Raw genomic sequence first — 19,367 nt, forward strand, 5'->3', positions numbered from 1 at the left:
AGAACTGTAAAATATAAAAGAGGTTGTGCCAACGTTTTGACACAACCTCTTCTCTTAAATATTTTCAGTTGTGCAATTATGCCTCAGTAGCAGGAACAACAGAAACATATCTTCTGTCTTCTTTGCCAACTTTGAAGCTAACTGTACCATCTACTAAAGCGAAAAGAGTGTGGTCTTTACCCATTCCGATGTTTTCACCCGGGTGGAATTCAGTACCTCTTTGACGAACGATGATGTTACCTGCTTTGCAAGCTTCGCCACCAAATATCTTAACGCCTAATCTTTTACTTTGTGATTCGCGGCCGTTCTTAGAACTACCGACACCTTTCTTATGTGCCATTTCTTCTTACTTTTTAATTGATTAAGCTACTACTTCTGTAATTGTTAATTCAGTGAACTGTTGACGGTGGCCGTTCAGTTTTCTGTGTCCTTTTCTTCTTTTCTTGTGGAAAACAAGAACTTTGTCGCCTTTAACCAAGTTTGAAACAACCTGGCAAACAACTTTAGCGCCTTCTACGGTAGGAGCACCTACTGTTACGTTTCCGTCTTTGTCTACCAAAAGAACTTTTTCAAATTCTACTGTTGAACCGTTTTCTGCACCTTCGATGTGGTGAACGAACAACTTTTGACCAGCTTCTGCTTTAAATTGCTGACCGTTAATCTCTACAATTGCGTACATCTTATATATAAATGTATAAGTTAGCTCCGGCGGGTGGTCTTTAATCACTTAAAGAACTCTTTATCGAACCCGTTGCGGAATAATCGGGCACAAAAGTACTATTTTTATTCGTTCCCGACAAATATTTCTTTTATTTTTTATAGGAGATAAAATGATTACGGCAAATAAATGAGCATTTTAGCTCTCATTGTAGCCTATTGGACTAATTCTCCTAAATTCTGCATAATGATTTTGTGTGGATAAACACGAAGTTCCTCTCCCGTTGTCATTCCGTTCAGCACACCTGCAAAATCGACTCCTGCATTCTGCGCTGTTTCGGCATCTACGGTGCTATCTCCAATATACAATGTCTCTTCGGGGCTACTTCCCAGATGTTCCAATGCAAATTTAACTCCTTCCGGCGAAGGTTTCGGTGCTTTTACATCTTCTCCTCCCACTACTATATCAAGAAAATCTTTAGGCAGAAATTCTTCCAGATAACTCAATATCCGGAAACGATACTTGGTAGAGATAATTCCGACGCGGGCACCCCGTTTCTTCAATTCTTTCAGTGTAGACAATGTGTCGGGAAAAAGACGGGTATTTACATTCATGTGTACATCAGCTTCCAGTCTGTACTCCTGCCGGAAGGCCTCCAGCTGTGCCGGGTTGGTAATTCCGGTAAGGATACTGAATGATTCTTCCAATGTTTTGCCGATTGTACGCTTGATAGCTTCATCAGTAACGGTTAAATACTGATGCCGGGTAAGCACAATTCTGAAACACTTAACGATACCACGCGACGAATCGGCTAGTGTGTAGTCGAAATCGAATAAATAGGTTTTGTAGTTCATTGGGGAAAACTTTTCCGCAAAAGTACTAAATACTTTTCTTATTTCACAGCTTCTACTGTGTATCCTTGTCTTTTTAGTAAGTTTAATAATCCTTTTTCTCCGGGGAGGTGCAGGGCGCCTACTGCAACAAAAGTCGGGGCAGCCTTCATGATTGCCGGTAGTTTTTCAGCCCATGCTTTATTACGGTTGTAAATCATGGTATCTTCTTCGCCGGGAAGTGCGTCACATTGATCGCCTTTACGCTCTTCGCTGATTTTAAGCATGGTGTTCAGATCTTGGTTCATGTAGGCGTTTGTGAGCTTTTTCAGGTTTTCTACTTCAGTCTCTATATGGTTAAGAGTGCACATTAATAGTTGTGCTTGCCGTTGTAGTGAACTGCCATTGAAAAGCAGGTTGAATTGGAATTCTGCAGTTTCCAGTCCGTCCACCTTTTTTCCGTTTTGGATGGCTTGACTTTGAAAGAATGTGTCGAGTTGCTCTTGCGGGTTGAATTTCCCTATATGTTTTACGTAAGCCATCACCACTACATTATTTAATAAGAAGGCAGGTTTTAGCTTCGGAGCCATATTTAAATCTACCATCAGGTTTTCTTTGCAGAATTTATTAGCAGTCTCAAAGTCTTTCGGAGAAAGGAGAGAGTTTAGCGTGGTATCACTTTCAATCATCATTGCCTTTTGCATCTTTTCCATGGTGGCAGGCGATTGCATTTCCGACATTTTTATCTCTCCATATACTTGTTGAGTTTCATTCATAGCCTTTTTAAGTCCGGCAATGCTATCCATGATGCTGAACGGTGCTAGATGGTGAGTGCCTATGATGTAGGAAGGTTGGTTCAGTCCGTTGCCGGACACTTTCCATAAAAGCTGTGCATTGGCGCTGAATGCCACGCAAATAAATAGAACTGCTCCGATGAATGATTTCATAATTTTATATCATTAGAAGTTGATAATTAACGTATCCTGCCGCCGCTTATCCAGTGTTTGGTATAATAGTTTTCGTTCAAGTTGCTGACGATCACTCCTTTACTGGTGCTGGAATGAATAAACTTACCGTTTTTGAGGTAAATGCCTACATGAGCTACTTTATTTTTTGAACGACTGCTGGTGAAGAATACCAAGTCTCCTTCCCGGAGATTCCGTTTGGCGACTTTATTACTTTCTTTTTTTAGATCTTCCGTGTTACGCGGCACTTGGGTGCGGTATACCTTACGGTACACTTGATAAACTAATCCCGAACAGTCGGCTCCTCGTTTCGAATCACCTCCACCACGATAGGGAACCCCTATCCAGTCGGCTGCTTCCAGATAGAGCTTATGGTTATCCTCCATATTAATATCTACCCCCAACAATATAGAAGCTCGTGCCAATGCTTGATAATCCAGCCGGGGTGCGGAAGTGCGGCAGGAACTAAGGCTGGCAATCAGTCCTAATAAAAGGATGAATTGCAGGAAGTATCTTTTCTTTCTATCAGGTTTCTTTATACTAGACTTATGGGTATCAGACTTTTCTGTTATATATCTCATCATAATTAGTTTATGCAATAATTTTAGTAAGGATGGATACTTACCCTTCATTATTTTATCATTTCCTATTTACCGTTTACTCTTCTTCTACATTAAAATAATCCTCCAGTTCTTTCTCTGCGGAGTTGTCCTCGTTGATAATATCCCGGATGATGACACCGTGTTCCAATAAAGCAATCCTCGGACATACATCTACGGTATGATTGAGATTGTGACTGGATATGATAACCGTAGCTTGATGCTCCTCATTATATTTCTTGAGCAGATGTTTGATGATAGACTGAGAACTTGGATCGAGAAAGTTGAATGGTTCGTCCAGTATCAGTAATTGCGGGTAATGAAGCATGGCAGAAATAATTCCGATCTTTTGCTTGTTACCTGCGGAGTAGTTACGGATTAGCTTCTTGTGCCCGATCACTTCTCCACTCATAAAACGTTCAAAAGGAATCAGACGTTCGTCCACTTCTTCTTTCTTTAGTCCGTACATCTTTCCGATAAAATAGAAATATTCTTCCGGAGTGAGATAATCAATCAGAAAACCATCGTCAATGAAAGCACCGGTAATGCTTTTCCAGTCTTCGCTTTGGCTGACATCAATATCATTAATAATCACCTTACCATCGTCTGCTTTTAACAGATCCAGCATGATTCGGAAGAGAGTTGTTTTACCGGCACCGTTGTTTCCCACCAATCCGAGCATATCGCCTTGATTGATTTCGTAGTGTTCTATGTCTACGGCAATCTTCTCACCGAAATTCTTTTTAAGTTTGTCAATGATAATCATGATCTTCAATGTTTATATGGTTAATGATTCATGAGCGTTTATTGGCGGCTGTCTCTGAAGCTTTCCATGTTTTCGTATCGCCGTTTCATGAAACGATGATATACATTTTTAATCCATAAAGGAGAAGTCAGGGTAAATCCGAGACCGACAACTAACAGAATAATGTAAGTGATTGTTTCACCTAAAAATGCATTTAATAGACTGTATAAGATGAGAGGCACACCGAAAGCAGCGAAATTAACCACCATCTGTATAGCGCTATTCGTTTGTCGGCTTGCCACTTTCTCGTTTAAGGGGACCGTCTGTTTGTTGTAGACAGCCAGTTGGAAAAAACAGAAATAAATAAAGCCGATGGTATAGAAAAACCAGGCGAAGGCGCCCAGTAAAGTGAGTTTATTCATGATGATGGCGGGAATCATGAGTATGAAAGGTATGATTTCGCCAATGCTGTATGTGTAATATTTGGCTTTCAGTAGACTCATAATTGATTCTTTACGAGACATCAGGCCATCAATGTAATTACCTTCGAATGACATAATCTGTGAAAGGATAATCATTCCGAATACGGCAAAGTTGTATACACAGATGAAAGAAGTCATGAAATTCCCGTCGTAGACACTGGAAAAGCTAAGTGCGACGGAGAAAGCCACCACTACAATTGCGATATTGCGTAATGCACCTTTGCAGCGGCGGTTGCGTAAAAGCATTTTCAGTTCCAGCCTCATATATTCGCCAACTTCCCCGTAGCGTTCGAAGAATTTATATTCGGAGACATGTTTAATCTGGCTATCTTCTACTTTTGCCAGCTCTACATAGATAAGTCCGGACATGATCTTGCGGTTAATCAACCATAAAATGGCAATCACAAGTATGGTGCCGAGAAAATAGAGAATGTTGCCCTGTATGTATCCGTCTCCCAGATCCATGAAGAAATAGAAGAGAGGACTATCTTCGGGAATAAAAAGAAGGCAGCCTATTCCACCGTAGAAAGCGATAGGTAATAGAATCCACCAAATACGTTCGTTGATAAGAGTGCGGCAAAGCAAGTACCAGTAATTATTGGCAATAATCAATAGCAAGATACCGATAAGATAGGTGATGACACCGGGGATACCGAAAAACTTGGTAATAGTGATGAAGGAAAAAGGGACAAACAGAAACAACCAGAACAAGTTGAACAGGCTTAGTCCCGAGCGGATCAGTAAGAAGTCGATGACACGAATTCGTTTAACCGGCAGCAGGAGGTAAGGTTTTACCTCCTGCGTCGGTGTTTTTTGAAACGGAACACGCAACAGAAAGTCCAGTGCCAGGATAAAGATCAGAACCACTGCGTTCATCACATGATATGGTTCCCGGTTGGGAACCATATCAGAAAATCCGAACGCGAACGTCGTACCAAAGAATATCAGGTAACCGGCCCAGAATGCGCCCATGACATAACCGAATATTTTAGCAACTTTGTTCTTTTCATACATCGGATGCCGTTTGGCGGCAAGCCTTCCATGTTTGCGTAATTCGTTGAATATCATCATTCAGTAGATATACTAGAGAATTTTTATTTGTTTTCTTCCGGCACGGTCATGATGACTTGAATTTCGTTGTTCTGTTTCAGCAATTTGGCGAGGAAGTCTTGCACTTCTTTTGCTGTGATGCTGTTGACCAACTTTTCATAGTCTTTTGTATTATCCACACCCGTGTAGAGGTATTCGTCCATATTATTAAGCCAGTAGCCGTTTTCTTTCTGGGCGTCTTTATACTTCTTCAGCATATATTCTTTGATCTTCTGCATGTGTTCGGCAGACGGACCTTCTTTTGCCATTTTGTGAAGTTGTTCTACAACAACAGCAGACAATTTATCTTTCTTGGCAGGGTCAGTTTGGAATACAATCTGAAGAACAAGTTCCTCTTTCGGGTATTTACCAAGACTTCCGTTACAGCTTACACCGTATGTACCTCCTTCTTTTTCACGGATTTCAGCAGTGTAAACCAAATCCAGAGCCTGATCTAAGAAGCTAAGCAGGACATTGTTGCGCAAGTCATATTTGCAAGTGCCGCTATAAAGGAACATGATGGTAGCCATCGGAGTTTCCTGTGCCTTTGCAAATACATTTTTGATCTCTCCCTTGCGGATATCCATCTTGTTATCTTTGAAAGTCTCTTTACGGTTGATAGATGGCAGACCTCCCAGATATTTAGCGATTAACGGTTTCATTGTAGCCAAGTCTACGTTTCCTACCAGGAAGAAAGTGAAGTCACTTGCATCTTTGTAGCGGTCTTTGTACATTTCAAGAATACGGTCATAGTCGATCTGGTCTACCATGTTTTCTTTCATTCTGATAGCACGTGGATGGTGACCGTATAGTACGCTTGTAATAGTGTCACTGAAAGCAGTCATCGGGTTAGCGTCCGCATTTTGAAGTTCAGCTTTCAAACGGTTCTTGTAAGATTCGAATGCTTCGTTATCCTTACGCGGAGATGTGAAAGTCAGATAAGTAAGCTGCATCATTGTCTCAAAGTCTTTCGGGGCACAGCTACCGGAAACAGTTTCCGTAGTGTTGCCGATACCCGCACCTACGTTTGCACGTTTGCCAGCCAAAGCTTTACCCAGATCTACTTTGCTGAAATTACCGATTCCACCTACTAGAGCTACTCCGTTTAATTGAGAGATATTGATAATTTCTTCGTTCGGGAATACGCTGGTACCACCAAAGCTTACACCTTTCATTACAATCTGGTCAGCCTTGAAATCAGTTGGTTTCACATATACGGTTACGCCGTTGGAAAGTACCAACTTAGTCGTACCATAGATTTCACCAGCTTTTTCAGAAACAATCTTGCCGCCTTTAATATCTTCAGAGATCAGCGGTTCGTTAGAAACTTTATCTTCATAAGGTTTCAGATCGAATGACTTCATTTGTTTCAATAAAGCAGCAATTTCTTCTTTAGTAGGGTATTTTGCTCCTTCTTTTTCCGGACCGGCCAGCAAAACCACCTGATTGTTGTCAGTGATTAGTTGTTGCATCACCTGATTGACAGCTTCTACAGGGATATTCGGAGCCAGTTTGTTTACCAGTGTATATTCAACTTCTATTCCCGGAATCGGTTCTTTTTCAAGGAAATTGTTAACGTATTCGTTGACGTAAGAACCACTTTTAGTCTTTTCACGTTCGTTGTAAGCAGATTCTACGGCTTGCAAATAGTTGGCGCGTGCGCGTTCATATTCTGATGCGGTAAATCCGAAGCGGCGTGCACGTTCCGCTTCTTCCAAAACAGTTTTCATTGCTAAATCGATACCGTCTATTTTGCTGCTTGCATCAAGTGCGAGTGCTTCTTTAGTCTTGGCAAGGAAATAGTTTCCATATTCTGCGCTTGCGCTAGTGAAAGGAGGATTAGCGGTTTGACGGAGTTCATTCAAACGGTTGTTCAGCATATTCATAGCCATGCTGACCATATATTGAGTAGCATAATAAGCAATGGTGTTTTTCAAAGAATCCGGTGTAGCGTCTTGTTTGAAGAAGATGTTCACATAAGGATTCTTCACTTCCTTGTCTGTACCGATATAGATCAGCGGTTCCTGATTATCTGCCACTGGATAGTAGATACGTTCGGCCGGGTTTACCGGAGCTTTTACATCTGCAAATACCTTTTTCAGTTTAGCTTCAATTTCATCTACATTGATATCACCTACAATAACGATTCCTTGTAAGTCCGGACGATACCATTTCGCATAATAATCGCGGATATCCTGATAAGGGAAGTTGTTGATAACATCAATACTTCCGATAGGCATACAGTCTGAATATTTAGAATCCGGATACAGAGTCGACTGTGCATCAGTCATGATGCGAAGCATACCACTGTTGCGGCTTCTCCATTCTTCGCGGATAACGCCACGCTCTTTGTCAATTTCCTTGTCGGCAAGGTTGATAGCGCTCGACCAGTCGTGAAGAATCAGCAGACAAGAGTCTACCACGTTTATATTTTCAGTTGGTACGTTGCTGATGTTGTACACCGTCTGGTCGACACTGGTATATGCATTCAGGTTCGTGCCGAATTTGATACCTTTTGTTTCACACCAGGGCACGATGCCAAGTCCGGTTTCATCACCTGGGAAGTGCTTTGTTCCGTTGAAAGCCATGTGCTCCAGAAAGTGAGCCAGACCACGTTGTTGCGGTTCCTCAAGAATGGAACCTACTTTCTGGGCGATGTAGAATTCAACTCGTTTTTCGGGAAGGGCGTTGTGGCGAATGTAATAGGTAAGCCCGTTGTCTAGTTTACCGATGCGAACATTCTTGTCCACAGGTAATTCTTGCATGGGTTGTGCAAGTACGAGCTGGAAATTGCAGCATATAAAAAGGACTGCAATAAATAATCCACGTAATAAATGTTTCATGTTCTATTTAGTTTAAATAAATATTTCTGTGTTATTTGTCGTTGTGCTTGGTTGTAAATCACAAATAGACAGGGAAAAGAGTTATTTTATAGCTTCCCGTATCCTGACTAGCTTAGTTAACAGTCCTTCCAGAAGGTCTAACTTTAACATATTGGCACCATCGCTTTTGGCTACGGCAGGGTTTTCATGTGTTTCGATGAATATTCCGTCGGCACCTACGGCGATACCTGCTTTGGCGACAGTCTCTATCAACTGCGGCATTCCTCCCGTTACCCCACTGGTTTGGTTGGGTTGCTGCAAGGAGTGAGTGACATCCAGAATCACCGGATAGCCAAATGACTGCATTTCGGGGATACCACGGTAGTCTACAACAAGATCTTGATAGCCGAAAGTTGTTCCACGTTCGGTAAGCATCACATTCTTGTTTCCGGCTTCCACCACTTTGTCGGCAGCAAACTGCATTGCCTGCGGTGAAAGGAACTGTCCTTTCTTGATGTTAATCGTTTTTCCGGTTTTGGCTGCGGCAACCAACAAGTCGGTCTGGCGACAAAGAAAAGCTGGGATTTGAAGTATGTCCACGTATTCGGCTGCCATTGCAGCTTCATCTGCAGTATGGATATCGGTTACGGTGGGGACTCCGAAAGTCTCATGTACCTTTCTCAATACTTTGAGTGCTTTCTCATCGCCAATGCCGGTAAACGAATCCAGACGTGAGCGGTTTGCCTTACGGTAAGAACCTTTGAATACATAAGGTATTTGCAGTGCTTCGGTGATCTTTACTACTCGTTCGGCAATGCGCATTGCCATTTCTTCACCTTCTATCACACACGGACCGGCCAACAGGAAAAAGTTGCCGGCGGGGTTGTTCTTAAGTTCTATCATTTTATTATTTACCAATTACAAATTATCAATTAGATTGTGAGTATATGTTTCTCTCCTTGGGTGGAGTGATCCTGATTAGTTGGGGATGATAAGCGTTGTCTTTTCCGGGAGCACGCCTACTTCTAAAGGAAAATGTTTAGGCAACAAACGCCCGTCCAAATCCACCGCTGCATTCTGTGCCCGGAGTACCTTTACTTTTCTCGTCCGGTAGCTTTTCACCACTTTGTGATTCAGGATTCTTCCCTGAATCAGCATCCATAGCCCGGAAATAATTTGCAGGAATTCCGGGCGGTAGATTACAGATACATCCAGCCATCCGTTGTATGGAACGGCACTGGGAGTTTGTCCCCATCCCCAGGCACTTCCTATACATACGGTCATGATGCGTCCGCGGATATGTTCATCATTGATGCGGAGATGCATTCTGTAAAGTTTCCGTTCGAAGATGAGGGAGAACAGGGCGGCAACGTATGAAAGGAACTTCACACCCCAGAAACGTTTGGTCTGATCGGTGATTTTGACGATTCGTGCTCCCAGTCCGATATTAACGGCATTGAGGAAATAGCGGCGCTGGTGTTCGTTTCCGTCGTAGAAGTTGCAGTAGCCTACGTCTATTTTCTTCAACCGATGATTGATGATACAGTCGACAGCCGGCTTGTATTCGGTACTAAGTCCCCAATATTTGGCGAAGTCATTTCCGATACCGTTCGGAATCATGCCGAGGGCGATGTTCTCTTTGTCTTCGGCATCGGATAGCATAATGCCATTGATGGCATCGTTCAATGCCCCATCACCTCCCACAATGACAATCGTGCGATAACCATTGTTGGCCAAGATTTTAGCGAGACGCTCTACCGAACCGAAACCTTCGGATTGTACATAGTCATAGTCTACACCTTTACTGTCCATGTACTCCTTAATTTCTTTCCAGCGCTTCTTTACCTTTCGGGTACCAGCTTTGGGGTTGTAAATCACTCCCCATTTCTTCGGTTCTACACTCATATTTGTTTATCTATCCTATTGTGTATTAAAAATCGCACTATAATAACTGCCAAAGATACTAATTCCCTTGCAGTTTCTCTTTTACAAAAGCTATCTTTTCTTCCATCGGCAGCTCTGCATTCATCCAATGGATCGTAAATCCTCTTCTTTCCATGCCGCGGAACCAGGTCATTTGTCGCTTGGCAAACTGATGGATGGCTATCTCCAAACCGTTGAACATTTCTTCATAAGTCAGTTTGCCTATGACGTATAATGTCAGGTATTTGTATTCCAGTCCATAGTAGATGAGATCGTCCGGTGCAATTCCCAGTTCGATCAATCGTCTTACCTCGTCCACCATTCCTTCATCCAATCGTTGTTTCAATCGGCGGGGGATCTTTTCACGGCGCAGTTCCCGGTCAATGTCCACTCCGATGATGAGACTGTTCAGTTCCGGGAATTCCCTTTCGGGAACCGGATGGGCTGCATAATACTCTTCAATTTCTATCGCCCGTATCGCCCGTTTCACGGTATCCACATCGGTGGAGTTATGCAAAGCCTTGTATTGACTTAGCATTTCCGTCAACTCTTCCAGCGAATGATTTGCCAAACGGTTACGCAATTCCGGATTTTCCGGTACGGGCATCAGTTTATATCCTTTCAACACGGATTCCAGATACATACCTGTCCCTCCACATAAAACGGGAAGACAGCCTTTTTGTTTGATGCTTTCGTAAGAATTCAAGAAATCACGTTGATATTCAAACACATTGTATTTATATCCGGGGTCTGCAATGTCAATCAGATGATAGGGGATTGTACGTCCGTTTACGGTATAGTCGGCCAAATCTTTTCCTGTACCGAGATCCATTCCTCTATATATCTGACGGGAATCGGCACTGATAATTTCTGTGTTGAGTTCATAGGCCAAGGCAGCGGCAAAGGGAGTTTTACCCGAGGCTGTAGGTCCGAGTATGGCGATTAAATCATAGTCCGGCATAGCTTCATTCTTTTATATCTGCAAAATTACGAAATATTTTTAACCTGTTTGGTATTCAATCGCTTTTTTATCAAGATTAATAAGGGGATAGGGAAGGTTAATTTGCATTTTAACCTCTAATTGGTGGTATTCAATCTAATAATAATGAAGTGTATGAGAATACCGCCATCTGATATTATCTACTATAATATTTGTGTTGTTTTTATTGTCAATCTGTCAGGGTAGTGGCTAATCTTTTGATTTTTAGCGGAATATGGCTGATGATAGGAGCTGACAATAGGCTGACAATAAAGGTCTTGTTTTTTATTGTCAGCTTTGTTTTTGCTGATTAAATAGTATAGCTATTTGATAAACAGTTGTTTATCTCCTTTTTTATCATGATGCTATTTTTGTGATAACTTCTGTATATCTGTATGTTTTTACGTTATATTACCACTAAGGTTGTGTTGAAAAATCAGGTGTGATAACTCTAGTATGCTGATAGAATAACACGGAGATACGGGTAAAGTAGCTTAAAGATACTGGCATTGTTCAGCTAGAGTGCCTTTATTGTTCAGCTAAAGTACCACTCTTGTTAGTTCTCCACGGCCGTGGGAAGATCTCACCACGGCCGTGGTGAATGAATGATATCGGTAGCTTAACAGATGTATACCTGCTTGATAGAATAAAGATAAAGGTGCCTTAATAGAGTTGTGCTTACTTGCGTAAGTCTATAAACCTGACATTCAAAATCTTTTCCACATTTATCTGTTGTTGATCGTTTGTACTATCCGGCATACCTTTCCGTTTTTATCCACGCCTTCTATGGTTATATCTTCCGGTGCAGTGCTGTCCGGAGTATAGTATTCGATGGTTGCTTTTCCATTAGCATCCAGTTGAAGGGTAGGATTCCAATAGATCGTACTTCGTAAATCCGAGCGTTGGTCATTCTTCTTTTCAGGCGTATCATAAGTAGGATGATAGAACTCGACCGAGTCGCTGTACCCCAGTGGAGTACATGTGATAATGCCCTGTGCCGGTCTTGCCGGGATATCTTTGCCGTCTTTCAGCGTAATAACGATAGCACCTGCCGAACCGCGGGAACCTAAGATCGCTGCATCGGCACCGCGAAGAAGGCTCAAGCTCGACATATCACTGGTTTGTATCATGGTCAGGATGTCGTTATCGTCTTCATACACCACGTCGTCAACAACAATGACAGGTTGCTCGGGATTGTTGCGGATATGTATTTCATTTCCATTTGTCACGCTAATGCCCGGAAGTCTGGTGACTGCATCAAAAGCTGTTTGTGCACCGAATCCTTCCAGTCTGTCCCCTTCGATCGTGTAGGTGTTGATACCTCCTGTGTAAATACTTTCTGAACTGGCCTTTTTACGACTTCCAGTGACTACCACTTCTTTCAGATTGTACACTCTCATTCCACCTTCCATGTAATATTGGTCGCGGGTGTTGAGCAAATAATCTTCCATAAACGTTGCTGTTCCATCATGGAAAGGAGACTTGTGCGAAGTTGCCGGGTATTGAGGAGTGTCAATCACGATGTCCACTCCAGCAAATCCTCTTTTGGTACGTGCCTGAACAAGGAAAGTCGTGCTATCTCTGAAAGATGTGTTCACGATAAACTCTCCTTTTTCGTCTGTGGTGGTAGTGGCGATGATGTTCTGTTTGGGAGCCAGAATACAAATAGGTCCTTTCTTAACGTTACCTCCAAAGAAACCTTTGATACGTCCGCTGATAGTTTGCCCCTTTTCCATATAGTTGGTGAGGTTCATTGAAGGTGCAGTCAGTACATTCTGGATATGGTGTCTGCGCCATCCGTGCGTCATCATCAGGAAGTCTACCGTGCGGAGAGTCCGGAGGTCTTGCTGCAAAAAATAATATCCGGGATTTTCTACATATCCTTTTAAGTCGGAGGTCAATAGAAAATTCGATACGATATTGTCAGCAAGCGAATCCGGGCGGATACTCTTTCTGTCGGTAATGCTGATGGAAAAACTACCTTCTACCGGAGTACCGTTATCGTCTTTTGCTGAAATTTGCAGGGATACCTTTTCTCTTTTTCCGTATGTCGGCTTATCTGCAAGAATTTGCCATTGATGCGGATTCCGGTCGGGTATGAAAACCAGGCGTTCGCTAAGTGCGTTGCCCTGTTGGTCGATCAGCATGAAATGGGTGATGCCTGCGTTGAATAAACTGTCGTTCATTCTTCCAAAAGTCCTGTCGATACTGACTGGCTGCAGGATGACCAGCTTTCCACGAGTGTGCGCAATCAAGAATAACTTTTGAGGCCATTCGGTAGCTTCTGTTTTCTGGATTTCGTAACGGATTTCCTTTTTATAATGTGTCATGGAAAGTGTGATTCCTTTTTCTTCTACAGCTGGGAGGTCGAATCGTTTACTGATACCGTCACCGGATTTGGCAATCACATAGTAAGAGTTTCCCACAGTCGGATTCAGTGTGAAAACTCCCATGCCGTCATGCTCCGAGCGGAAAGCTGTCAATGTGTCTCCGTTGGCATCGAACAGGAATCCTTCTATTTCTGTAGAAAAGCCATCCGATCCTTGAGCCTTGAAAGCTATATTCTGATGAGCAACGGTCAGGAGAGCACCTCCTTCCGGGAAGAACTTAACATCAAAGTCTTTTGTAAACGAAGGCAGATAGAAAGTCTTTTTATAAATATATTGGGGATCATCGAACTCTACTTCAATGTGGCGTGTGGCAATAGGCTTCAAATCCGGCAGGGAAATAGAAATCAACCCATTCTCGTCTGTCTTTCTTTTACCTTTATCTTTAATCTTTCCGTTTTCAATGTAGCGGTAGCGGATGGCAGTATTTCCGAAAGCCTCTTGGGTATTGCTGGTAAATCTTACCTTGGCTGTATAATGTGATTCGTCTTCTTGCTGATACTCAATATTTGAAACAATCGTATTATCAATCGAATTACCGATTTTCAGATTGCGTGAATAAAAGAATTCCGGTTCCTGATTAAGCATCCAGTTGCTATATCCCCGCAAATAATAATCACCTGCAGGGAGAGTGGGAGGGAGGGTGAAAGCATTATGAAAACCCAATGAATCTCTACGGATCTTTTTCCGTTCTACAATAGAGTCGGAACGGTTGACAAGCTCTGTAATGATGAAGTTGCTTTGTGTATTATCTTGATGTGTAACAGAGTTTACCAGATATCCCTTGAACCATATTTTTTCTCCTGCCCCATAAAAGGGCTTGTCCAGATGTAAGTAGAGTTTCTCCTGTGGGACTTTTTCCAGTAGATTAAAATACGCAATAATTGTATCTTGTACGTTTTGCCCTGACAATGGGGCAAAACAGGACAGTATTCCGAAAAAGAAAGCTATTAAGCCTCTATGGATAGAAAATGTAGTTTTGTTTTTCATACGTTATGTGTTTGATTCTACATCTATGATTTGTGCATCCAGATCGAAAGCACTTTCTTTTTTACTGCCAGTATGTTAATCACCGATACAACGATAAATAATAGAATACCCATACTGATTGCTGCCCATAATGATCCGGTTTCCAGCTGTGGAAATAGGATGCGGATACTGTCTATGTAATAACTGCGCAACCAGGAGACTAATCCGATGGATAATACAAGCACAATAACGTTCAATCCTACCGTGAGCAACTGATAAGGCAATGCTACCTTGTTGGGACTGTATCCGATTAGTAATAGACTTTCCAGCTTGGTTGTATTCTTTTGTAAAAGCAGGAAGATGCTCAACATCAGTATATAGAATGAAAGGATACTGATAAATAAACCCACTCCCAATACAATACCTACGATAAGACGGAGGAAATAAGTTGTTTTTCCGGCATCCAGCTTACCATCTTCCGTTTCATATCCTTTCTTCTGAAAATAACTGGCGATGGCGGAATCTGCCGGATTGCTAACCTCGATAATCAATCGTGCCGGTTGGGCTTCTGCATTCGGTGCGAAATTCTCATTAGCCCATTTCATAAAGGACTGGGGAACAAGAATCGTATTCAGACGATTGGAGAAACCGACAATGTTTCCTTTGTACTGTTCCACCCGTCCGTTGCCACGCATCATAATGTCCATTTGAATCAGACTCATTAACCCTTCCGATAGTTTGGGGAGGCTGCGGCTTTGCGCAAAACCGAAGTTATAAAGGTTCAGATAGTTGCGCGGAATGATAATGGGTATGGTATGTGTGTTTTCATCGAAATGCCATTTATCGAGTTTGATGTCGACAAACTCATCGGGAACAGACTCAAAAAACATATCTGTGGAAAGATGAATACCGGCTTCCTTCATTCCCAATCCTGCTGAAACTTTGAATTGAGAAGGAGTGAAAGCTCCTATTGTTTTGGTAAACGGTTGCTTTTTCAGATCCGCAATTTCTTCGGCAGAGAATGTATTACTCTTTCCTGCAAAAGAACCGAGAGCACTGATTTTCTTTGTAGCTATGATGAAATCCTTTTTCATAAAGCTGTCTCCTTCGGTGAATACCGGAATGACATCTTTATAAAACTGTACGCTAAGCAATACAATCATCATGCCGAATAGGTTGGCTAAAAAGAAACCGGCTAATTGACCGATACTGATATGTTGGCGGAGAAGCTTCCAGACAAGAGTTGGCATTTTATTTACGATTTTACAATTTACGATTTACGATTTGAAATGATGCTGTGAAAAGAGGTTGTTCATTACCTGCTACCTGTTATTAACCAGCTTACTACAGTTGAAGTGTATGGTTGTAAGGCAACTCGATATGTTTACCGATGGAAGTGGCGATCACTCCGGCTCCTTGTGCCTTTGCTTCGGCGATGATAAGTTCACCCATGATGCGGCTGTTATCATCGTCCAGGTGGCTGATCGGTTCATCCAGAAATAAAAAGTCGAACGGCTGGCAGAGCGCCCGGATAAAGGCGACGCGCTGTTGCTGTCCGAAAGATAGCTTGCCGGCTTTCACATTTATTTTATCTGCGATCCCCAGTTGTTCGAAGAACGATAAGATTTCTTTTTTCTTTTTGCATCCGGTGAGGTTATTCTTCAATTGCACATTTTCAAGAGCGCTAAGTTCGGTGAAGATGCGTAAATCCTGAAAAAGCATACTTAGTGAATGCTTTCGCAGGTCGACCCATTGCTTCACGGAGTATGCTTTGATATTGGTTTCATCGAAATTAATAATCCCCTGATAGTCGTTGCGGTAGCCATAGATATAGCTGCACAACGAAGATTTGCCGGTGCCGGAAGCAGCTTCAATCAGATACATTTCTCCTTTCCGGAAGAAAAGATCCTGATGCCATACGTCCGAAGTTACCGAATTACGGTCAGCAAACACTTGGGGAAGTGTTTGCTGTAAGTGAATACTATTCATACCGTTGGTTTATACATTTATTACATGCCGGCAAATTGCTTGGCAAAGTCTACAATTTGTTTGAGGGCATTTACATCTTTGTCTTTCAGGCAGAGGTCGATCTCGCTGACTTCCCTTTCCGAACTCATGGACAGGTAAGAAACCTTGTTGGCCAGTTCGATATATGTCTTAGCTTCCTGTCCTCCGAAACCTGCTACCATTTTAACGATAGGCAGATCGAGGATTGCTTCGGCATTGATTGCTATAAATAGGCTCTTTCCCTTCATATCCGATGCATAAGGAGCATCTTTGACTGATTTGTCGGCAGTTTTACCTACGTTTTTGTAGAGTAACTCATCATTGGTTGCATACATTTGTTTATCCTTGATGCCGAAGAATATATTCATGCCTCTTGTCTTGTAGACATATTCGTCTTTGCCAAGTTGCATGATATCTTCCCCTCTCTTCAATCCCAATGATTCCTTGTTCTTGTAAATCATTTCAAGAGCATTGCCGTTCTTCACGTCAGCGTACATCATGAAAGTGGGAGCACTGCTCATCGTTACGTTGATTAATCCTGCAGAAATATCACCATTGAACGAACTGAACAACTCTTTTACTTCGTCTGCCTTAGCGATAGATACTGTGTTGCGGAATTCCTTGTTTTCGCTCAACAGGTTATACAGTTCGCCTCCTTTTACACCTACGTTGAAGAACATCAGGGTAGAAGCCGGGAAGTATTTAACGAAAGTATTGTTCGCTTTTCCAACAGATTCCATTTGTTTTTTTAGGAGAGCTTTCACTGCTTCGTTTTCAGTATAGTTTTCTGTTTTGAGGGCAATCTTTCCTTTTTCAAAGTTCAGTCCTCCTATCAGAGTGATGTCTTCCGCTTTCACTTCAGTAGGTAATCCCATGGTTATCTGATCGCGGTAGGTTGAAGGAATAGCTGTCATGGAAGCAAAGAAGTTAATATCACTTTTCTGTTTCTCCATTTTCTGGAAAGCTCCTGATTTCACGATACTATTGCTTGCTGTCTGTTTCAACAAATTAGTAATGGCTTCTTTGGCTTTATCAGTTTGAGTTGTTCCGCTGACATTGACTACCAATATAGTAGAACTATTGAAAACAAGCAAACCGCTGTTCATCGTTGTAAAACTGTAACCGTCAGCTTCGCCTACCGGTTGGCAGATCTGTTCTTTTGCCATCACGTCGAGTGAAGCATGCAACTTATCTTCATTGTTCACTTTACCTACAACAGTAGGATAAGGGAAAGAAGATGAAGAGAACACATAGAATGGAGATTCAACATCGATTCCCGATTCGCCCGGATTCTTCATAACCTTTTCCAGTTGTTGGAATGTGGCCGCATTCATTCCGCTTTTCAGTGCTTCCAGTACTTTTTGTTTAGCAGCTTCATTCTCTTTATCATCCAATCCCGCTTTGCTTGCGAGGGATTTAAGGTTGATAGAGGCAACTACCGAAGCGTCAGCCGGTATCACATTTGTATATTCCGATGTTTTGGAACATGCTGCCAGAAAAACAATCAGTACTGCCAGTACCGAGAGTCGTGAAATCGTTTTCTTTGCCATACTTATGTTATTTAAAAGTTGTATAATCATTGATTCAGACATTTACTGCTGTTATTGATTTTGCAGATTCAGCGTGTGGCAGGCCACCAATGCCGCTGTTTCTGTACGGAGCCGTGATTTGCCGAGACTAATCGGAACGAATCCCCGTTCGATGGCCTTCTTCACTTCTTCTTCACTGAAATCCCCCTCGGGACCTATCAGGACAAGGGCGTCTTCTCCTGGTTTCAGAACATTCTTCAATAGAGGTTTCTCCCCTTCATAACAGTGGGCGATAAACTTCTGTCCTTTAAACTCCTGCCTGATGAACTGATCGAACTCAATCATTTCGTTCAACTTTGGCAGTCGTGCCTTGAGAGATTGTTTGATGGCTGATACCAGAATCTTTTCAATCCGTTCGGTCTTGATGACTTTACGTTCCGAGAAACGGCAGTTGAGGAAAGTCAGTTCATCAAAACCTATTTCGGTAGCTTTCTCTGCAAACCATTCGTTGCGGTCCATATTCTTCGTCGGTGCCATGGCAATGTGTAAATGGCACGGCCATAACGGTTCCTGAAAAATGGTTTCTTTGATGTTTACGAAACAACGTTTGTTGGTTGCAACAGTAATTTCAGCTTTGTAGAAGTTACCCTTACCGTCGGTAAGCGTGATTTCGTCTCCGATACTTAGCCGCAGAACACGGATACAGTGTTGCGCTTCCTCTTCGGGAAGCTCGTTGCTTTTCTGTATATCGGGAGTATAAAATACGTGCATAATATTACTTACTGATTTTTATTTCTTGAATTGATTTGATCGCGTATCTGTGCGGCTAACTCGTAATTCTCATCTTTAATAGCCTGTTCCAATGCTTCTTCGAGCGTTCTGGAAGTAGTACCGGGCAAATCATGTTCTTCTTCATCCCCTTCGTCGTTGTCCGTTTCTTCAGAACGGGTTCTTTCTTCTGACGACATGTGAAGACATTCCTGTTCAAGAATAGAATCATAAATCAGAATCGGGCAGTCGGCACGCACTGCCAGGGCAACTGCGTCTGAAGTCCGTGCGTCGATACGTATAATTTCTTCGTCTTTTTTGAGGTAAATATAGGAGTAGAAAATACCATCCTTTGCTTTGTAAATTAATACACGTATCAGGCTGGCTCCCAGTATAGTAAGACTTGTTATAAATAAATCATGTGTCAACGGACGGGGAGTTTTCACTCCTTTCAGATATAGAGCGGTAGCCTGGGCTTCCGCTGGACCGATGATGATAGGCAGTTGCCTTTCACCGTCCACCTCGCCTAATAGCATTGCAAACGCGCCTACTTGCGCCTGGCTGTTCGTGATATTTATAACTTGTAATTCTACCTTTTTGTCCATCGTTCTCTTT

At 42.4% G+C, this 19,367-nt stretch carries 17 protein-coding genes; all 17 read right to left on the bottom strand.

Annotated elements, in window-relative coordinates; translation table 11 throughout:
- Positions 1-76: 76 nt before the first annotated feature.
- The 17 genes from rpmA to DWZ47_RS14715 all read right to left on the bottom strand — a co-directional run bounded on the left by rpmA (position 77) and on the right by DWZ47_RS14715 (position 19,357).
- Positions 77-340 carry a 50S ribosomal protein L27 gene (gene rpmA, locus DWZ47_RS14635; RefSeq protein ID WP_004301792.1) on the bottom strand — a complete coding sequence of 88 codons (264 nt, stop codon included), beginning with the start codon at positions 338-340 and terminating at the stop codon, positions 77-79.
- A gap of 21 nt (positions 341-361) precedes the next feature.
- On the bottom strand, positions 362-679 hold the full coding sequence (gene rplU / locus DWZ47_RS14640; protein WP_004316691.1) for a 50S ribosomal protein L21: 318 nt from the start codon (positions 677-679) through the stop codon (positions 362-364).
- A gap of 194 nt (positions 680-873) precedes the next feature.
- Entirely contained in the window at positions 874-1,512 is a 639-nt protein-coding gene (locus DWZ47_RS14645; protein ID WP_004309869.1) for an HAD-IA family hydrolase, read from the bottom strand.
- A 38-nt stretch (positions 1,513-1,550) separates the two neighbouring features.
- On the bottom strand, positions 1,551-2,435 hold the full coding sequence (locus DWZ47_RS14650) for a TraB/GumN family protein (protein ID WP_004309868.1): 885 nt from the start codon (positions 2,433-2,435) through the stop codon (positions 1,551-1,553).
- 26 nt (positions 2,436-2,461) lie between these two features.
- Positions 2,462-3,085, bottom strand: a complete 624-nt coding sequence (locus DWZ47_RS14655; RefSeq protein ID WP_182281624.1) for a C40 family peptidase — start codon at positions 3,083-3,085, stop codon at positions 2,462-2,464.
- Between the two features lie 25 nt (positions 3,086-3,110).
- On the bottom strand, positions 3,111-3,818 hold the full coding sequence (locus DWZ47_RS14660; protein WP_004301798.1) for an ABC transporter ATP-binding protein: 708 nt from the start codon (positions 3,816-3,818) through the stop codon (positions 3,111-3,113).
- Between the two features lie 38 nt (positions 3,819-3,856).
- Positions 3,857-5,350 (bottom strand): DUF5687 family protein, encoded by a 1,494-nt coding sequence (locus DWZ47_RS14665; protein WP_182281625.1) that lies wholly within the window; start codon positions 5,348-5,350, stop codon positions 3,857-3,859.
- Between the two features lie 23 nt (positions 5,351-5,373).
- Positions 5,374-8,211 carry a M16 family metallopeptidase gene (locus DWZ47_RS14670; RefSeq protein ID WP_004304602.1) on the bottom strand — a complete coding sequence of 946 codons (2,838 nt, stop codon included), beginning with the start codon at positions 8,209-8,211 and terminating at the stop codon, positions 5,374-5,376.
- An 81-nt stretch (positions 8,212-8,292) separates the two neighbouring features.
- Positions 8,293-9,093 carry a 3-deoxy-8-phosphooctulonate synthase gene (kdsA, locus tag DWZ47_RS14675; RefSeq protein ID WP_004304603.1) on the bottom strand — a complete coding sequence of 267 codons (801 nt, stop codon included), beginning with the start codon at positions 9,091-9,093 and terminating at the stop codon, positions 8,293-8,295.
- Positions 9,094-9,168: 75 nt separating this feature from the next.
- Positions 9,169-10,095 carry a diacylglycerol/lipid kinase family protein gene (locus DWZ47_RS14680; RefSeq protein ID WP_004301802.1) on the bottom strand — a complete coding sequence of 309 codons (927 nt, stop codon included), beginning with the start codon at positions 10,093-10,095 and terminating at the stop codon, positions 9,169-9,171.
- Between the two features lie 58 nt (positions 10,096-10,153).
- Positions 10,154-11,074: a tRNA (adenosine(37)-N6)-dimethylallyltransferase MiaA gene (gene miaA / locus DWZ47_RS14685; RefSeq protein ID WP_117513654.1), complete on the bottom strand. Its 921-nt coding sequence runs from the start codon at positions 11,072-11,074 to the stop codon at positions 10,154-10,156.
- Positions 11,075-11,817: 743 nt separating this feature from the next.
- Entirely contained in the window at positions 11,818-14,469 is a 2,652-nt protein-coding gene (locus DWZ47_RS14690) for a TonB-dependent receptor plug domain-containing protein (protein ID WP_117513656.1), read from the bottom strand.
- Between the two features lie 23 nt (positions 14,470-14,492).
- Positions 14,493-15,698: a hypothetical protein gene (locus DWZ47_RS14695; protein WP_004320882.1), complete on the bottom strand. Its 1,206-nt coding sequence runs from the start codon at positions 15,696-15,698 to the stop codon at positions 14,493-14,495.
- Between the two features lie 94 nt (positions 15,699-15,792).
- On the bottom strand, positions 15,793-16,437 hold the full coding sequence (locus tag DWZ47_RS14700; RefSeq protein WP_004304608.1) for an ATP-binding cassette domain-containing protein: 645 nt from the start codon (positions 16,435-16,437) through the stop codon (positions 15,793-15,795).
- A gap of 20 nt (positions 16,438-16,457) precedes the next feature.
- Entirely contained in the window at positions 16,458-18,005 is a 1,548-nt protein-coding gene (locus DWZ47_RS14705; RefSeq protein WP_117513700.1) for a DUF4836 family protein, read from the bottom strand.
- Between the two features lie 51 nt (positions 18,006-18,056).
- Complete coding sequence (locus DWZ47_RS14710; RefSeq protein WP_004309858.1) at positions 18,057-18,755, bottom strand: 16S rRNA (uracil(1498)-N(3))-methyltransferase; 699 nt, start codon at positions 18,753-18,755, stop codon at positions 18,057-18,059.
- A gap of 8 nt (positions 18,756-18,763) precedes the next feature.
- The gene (locus tag DWZ47_RS14715; protein ID WP_117513658.1) at positions 18,764-19,357 is read right to left on the bottom strand and encodes a bifunctional nuclease family protein; all 594 of its coding nucleotides are present in this window, start codon (positions 19,355-19,357) and stop codon (positions 18,764-18,766) included.
- Positions 19,358-19,367 lie beyond the last annotated feature (10 nt).

It is taken from the genome of Bacteroides sp. AF32-8BH, assembly GCF_003435205.1.
GTDB classification, from domain to species: Bacteria; Bacteroidota; Bacteroidia; order Bacteroidales; family Bacteroidaceae; genus Bacteroides; species Bacteroides ovatus.

Excerpts from the sequence above, each read along its gene's own strand:
- DWZ47_RS14645 (WP_004309869.1), bottom strand. The coding sequence starts at position 1,512 with ATGAACTACAAAACCTATTTATTCGATTTCGACTACACACTAGCCGAT.
- rplU (WP_004316691.1), bottom strand. The coding sequence starts at position 679 with ATGTACGCAATTGTAGAGATTAACGGTCAGCAATTTAAAGCAGAAGCT.
- DWZ47_RS14700 (WP_004304608.1), bottom strand. The coding sequence starts at position 16,437 with ATGAATAGTATTCACTTACAGCAAACACTTCCCCAAGTGTTTGCTGAC.
- DWZ47_RS14655 (WP_182281624.1), bottom strand. The coding sequence starts at position 3,085 with ATGAAGGGTAAGTATCCATCCTTACTAAAATTATTGCATAAACTAATT.
- DWZ47_RS14710 (WP_004309858.1), bottom strand. The coding sequence starts at position 18,755 with ATGCACGTATTTTATACTCCCGATATACAGAAAAGCAACGAGCTTCCC.
- DWZ47_RS14715 (WP_117513658.1), bottom strand. The coding sequence starts at position 19,357 with ATGGACAAAAAGGTAGAATTACAAGTTATAAATATCACGAACAGCCAG.
- DWZ47_RS14680 (WP_004301802.1), bottom strand. The coding sequence starts at position 10,095 with ATGAGTGTAGAACCGAAGAAATGGGGAGTGATTTACAACCCCAAAGCT.
- DWZ47_RS14665 (WP_182281625.1), bottom strand. The coding sequence starts at position 5,350 with ATGATGATATTCAACGAATTACGCAAACATGGAAGGCTTGCCGCCAAA.
- DWZ47_RS14705 (WP_117513700.1), bottom strand. The coding sequence starts at position 18,005 with ATGGCAAAGAAAACGATTTCACGACTCTCGGTACTGGCAGTACTGATT.
- DWZ47_RS14660 (WP_004301798.1), bottom strand. The coding sequence starts at position 3,818 with ATGATTATCATTGACAAACTTAAAAAGAATTTCGGTGAGAAGATTGCC.
- DWZ47_RS14695 (WP_004320882.1), bottom strand. The coding sequence starts at position 15,698 with ATGCCAACTCTTGTCTGGAAGCTTCTCCGCCAACATATCAGTATCGGT.
- DWZ47_RS14650 (WP_004309868.1), bottom strand. The coding sequence starts at position 2,435 with ATGAAATCATTCATCGGAGCAGTTCTATTTATTTGCGTGGCATTCAGC.
- DWZ47_RS14670 (WP_004304602.1), bottom strand. The coding sequence starts at position 8,211 with ATGAAACATTTATTACGTGGATTATTTATTGCAGTCCTTTTTATATGC.
- DWZ47_RS14690 (WP_117513656.1), bottom strand. The coding sequence starts at position 14,469 with ATGAAAAACAAAACTACATTTTCTATCCATAGAGGCTTAATAGCTTTC.
- kdsA (WP_004304603.1), bottom strand. The coding sequence starts at position 9,093 with ATGATAGAACTTAAGAACAACCCCGCCGGCAACTTTTTCCTGTTGGCC.
- miaA (WP_117513654.1), bottom strand. The coding sequence starts at position 11,074 with ATGCCGGACTATGATTTAATCGCCATACTCGGACCTACAGCCTCGGGT.
- rpmA (WP_004301792.1), bottom strand. The coding sequence starts at position 340 with ATGGCACATAAGAAAGGTGTCGGTAGTTCTAAGAACGGCCGCGAATCA.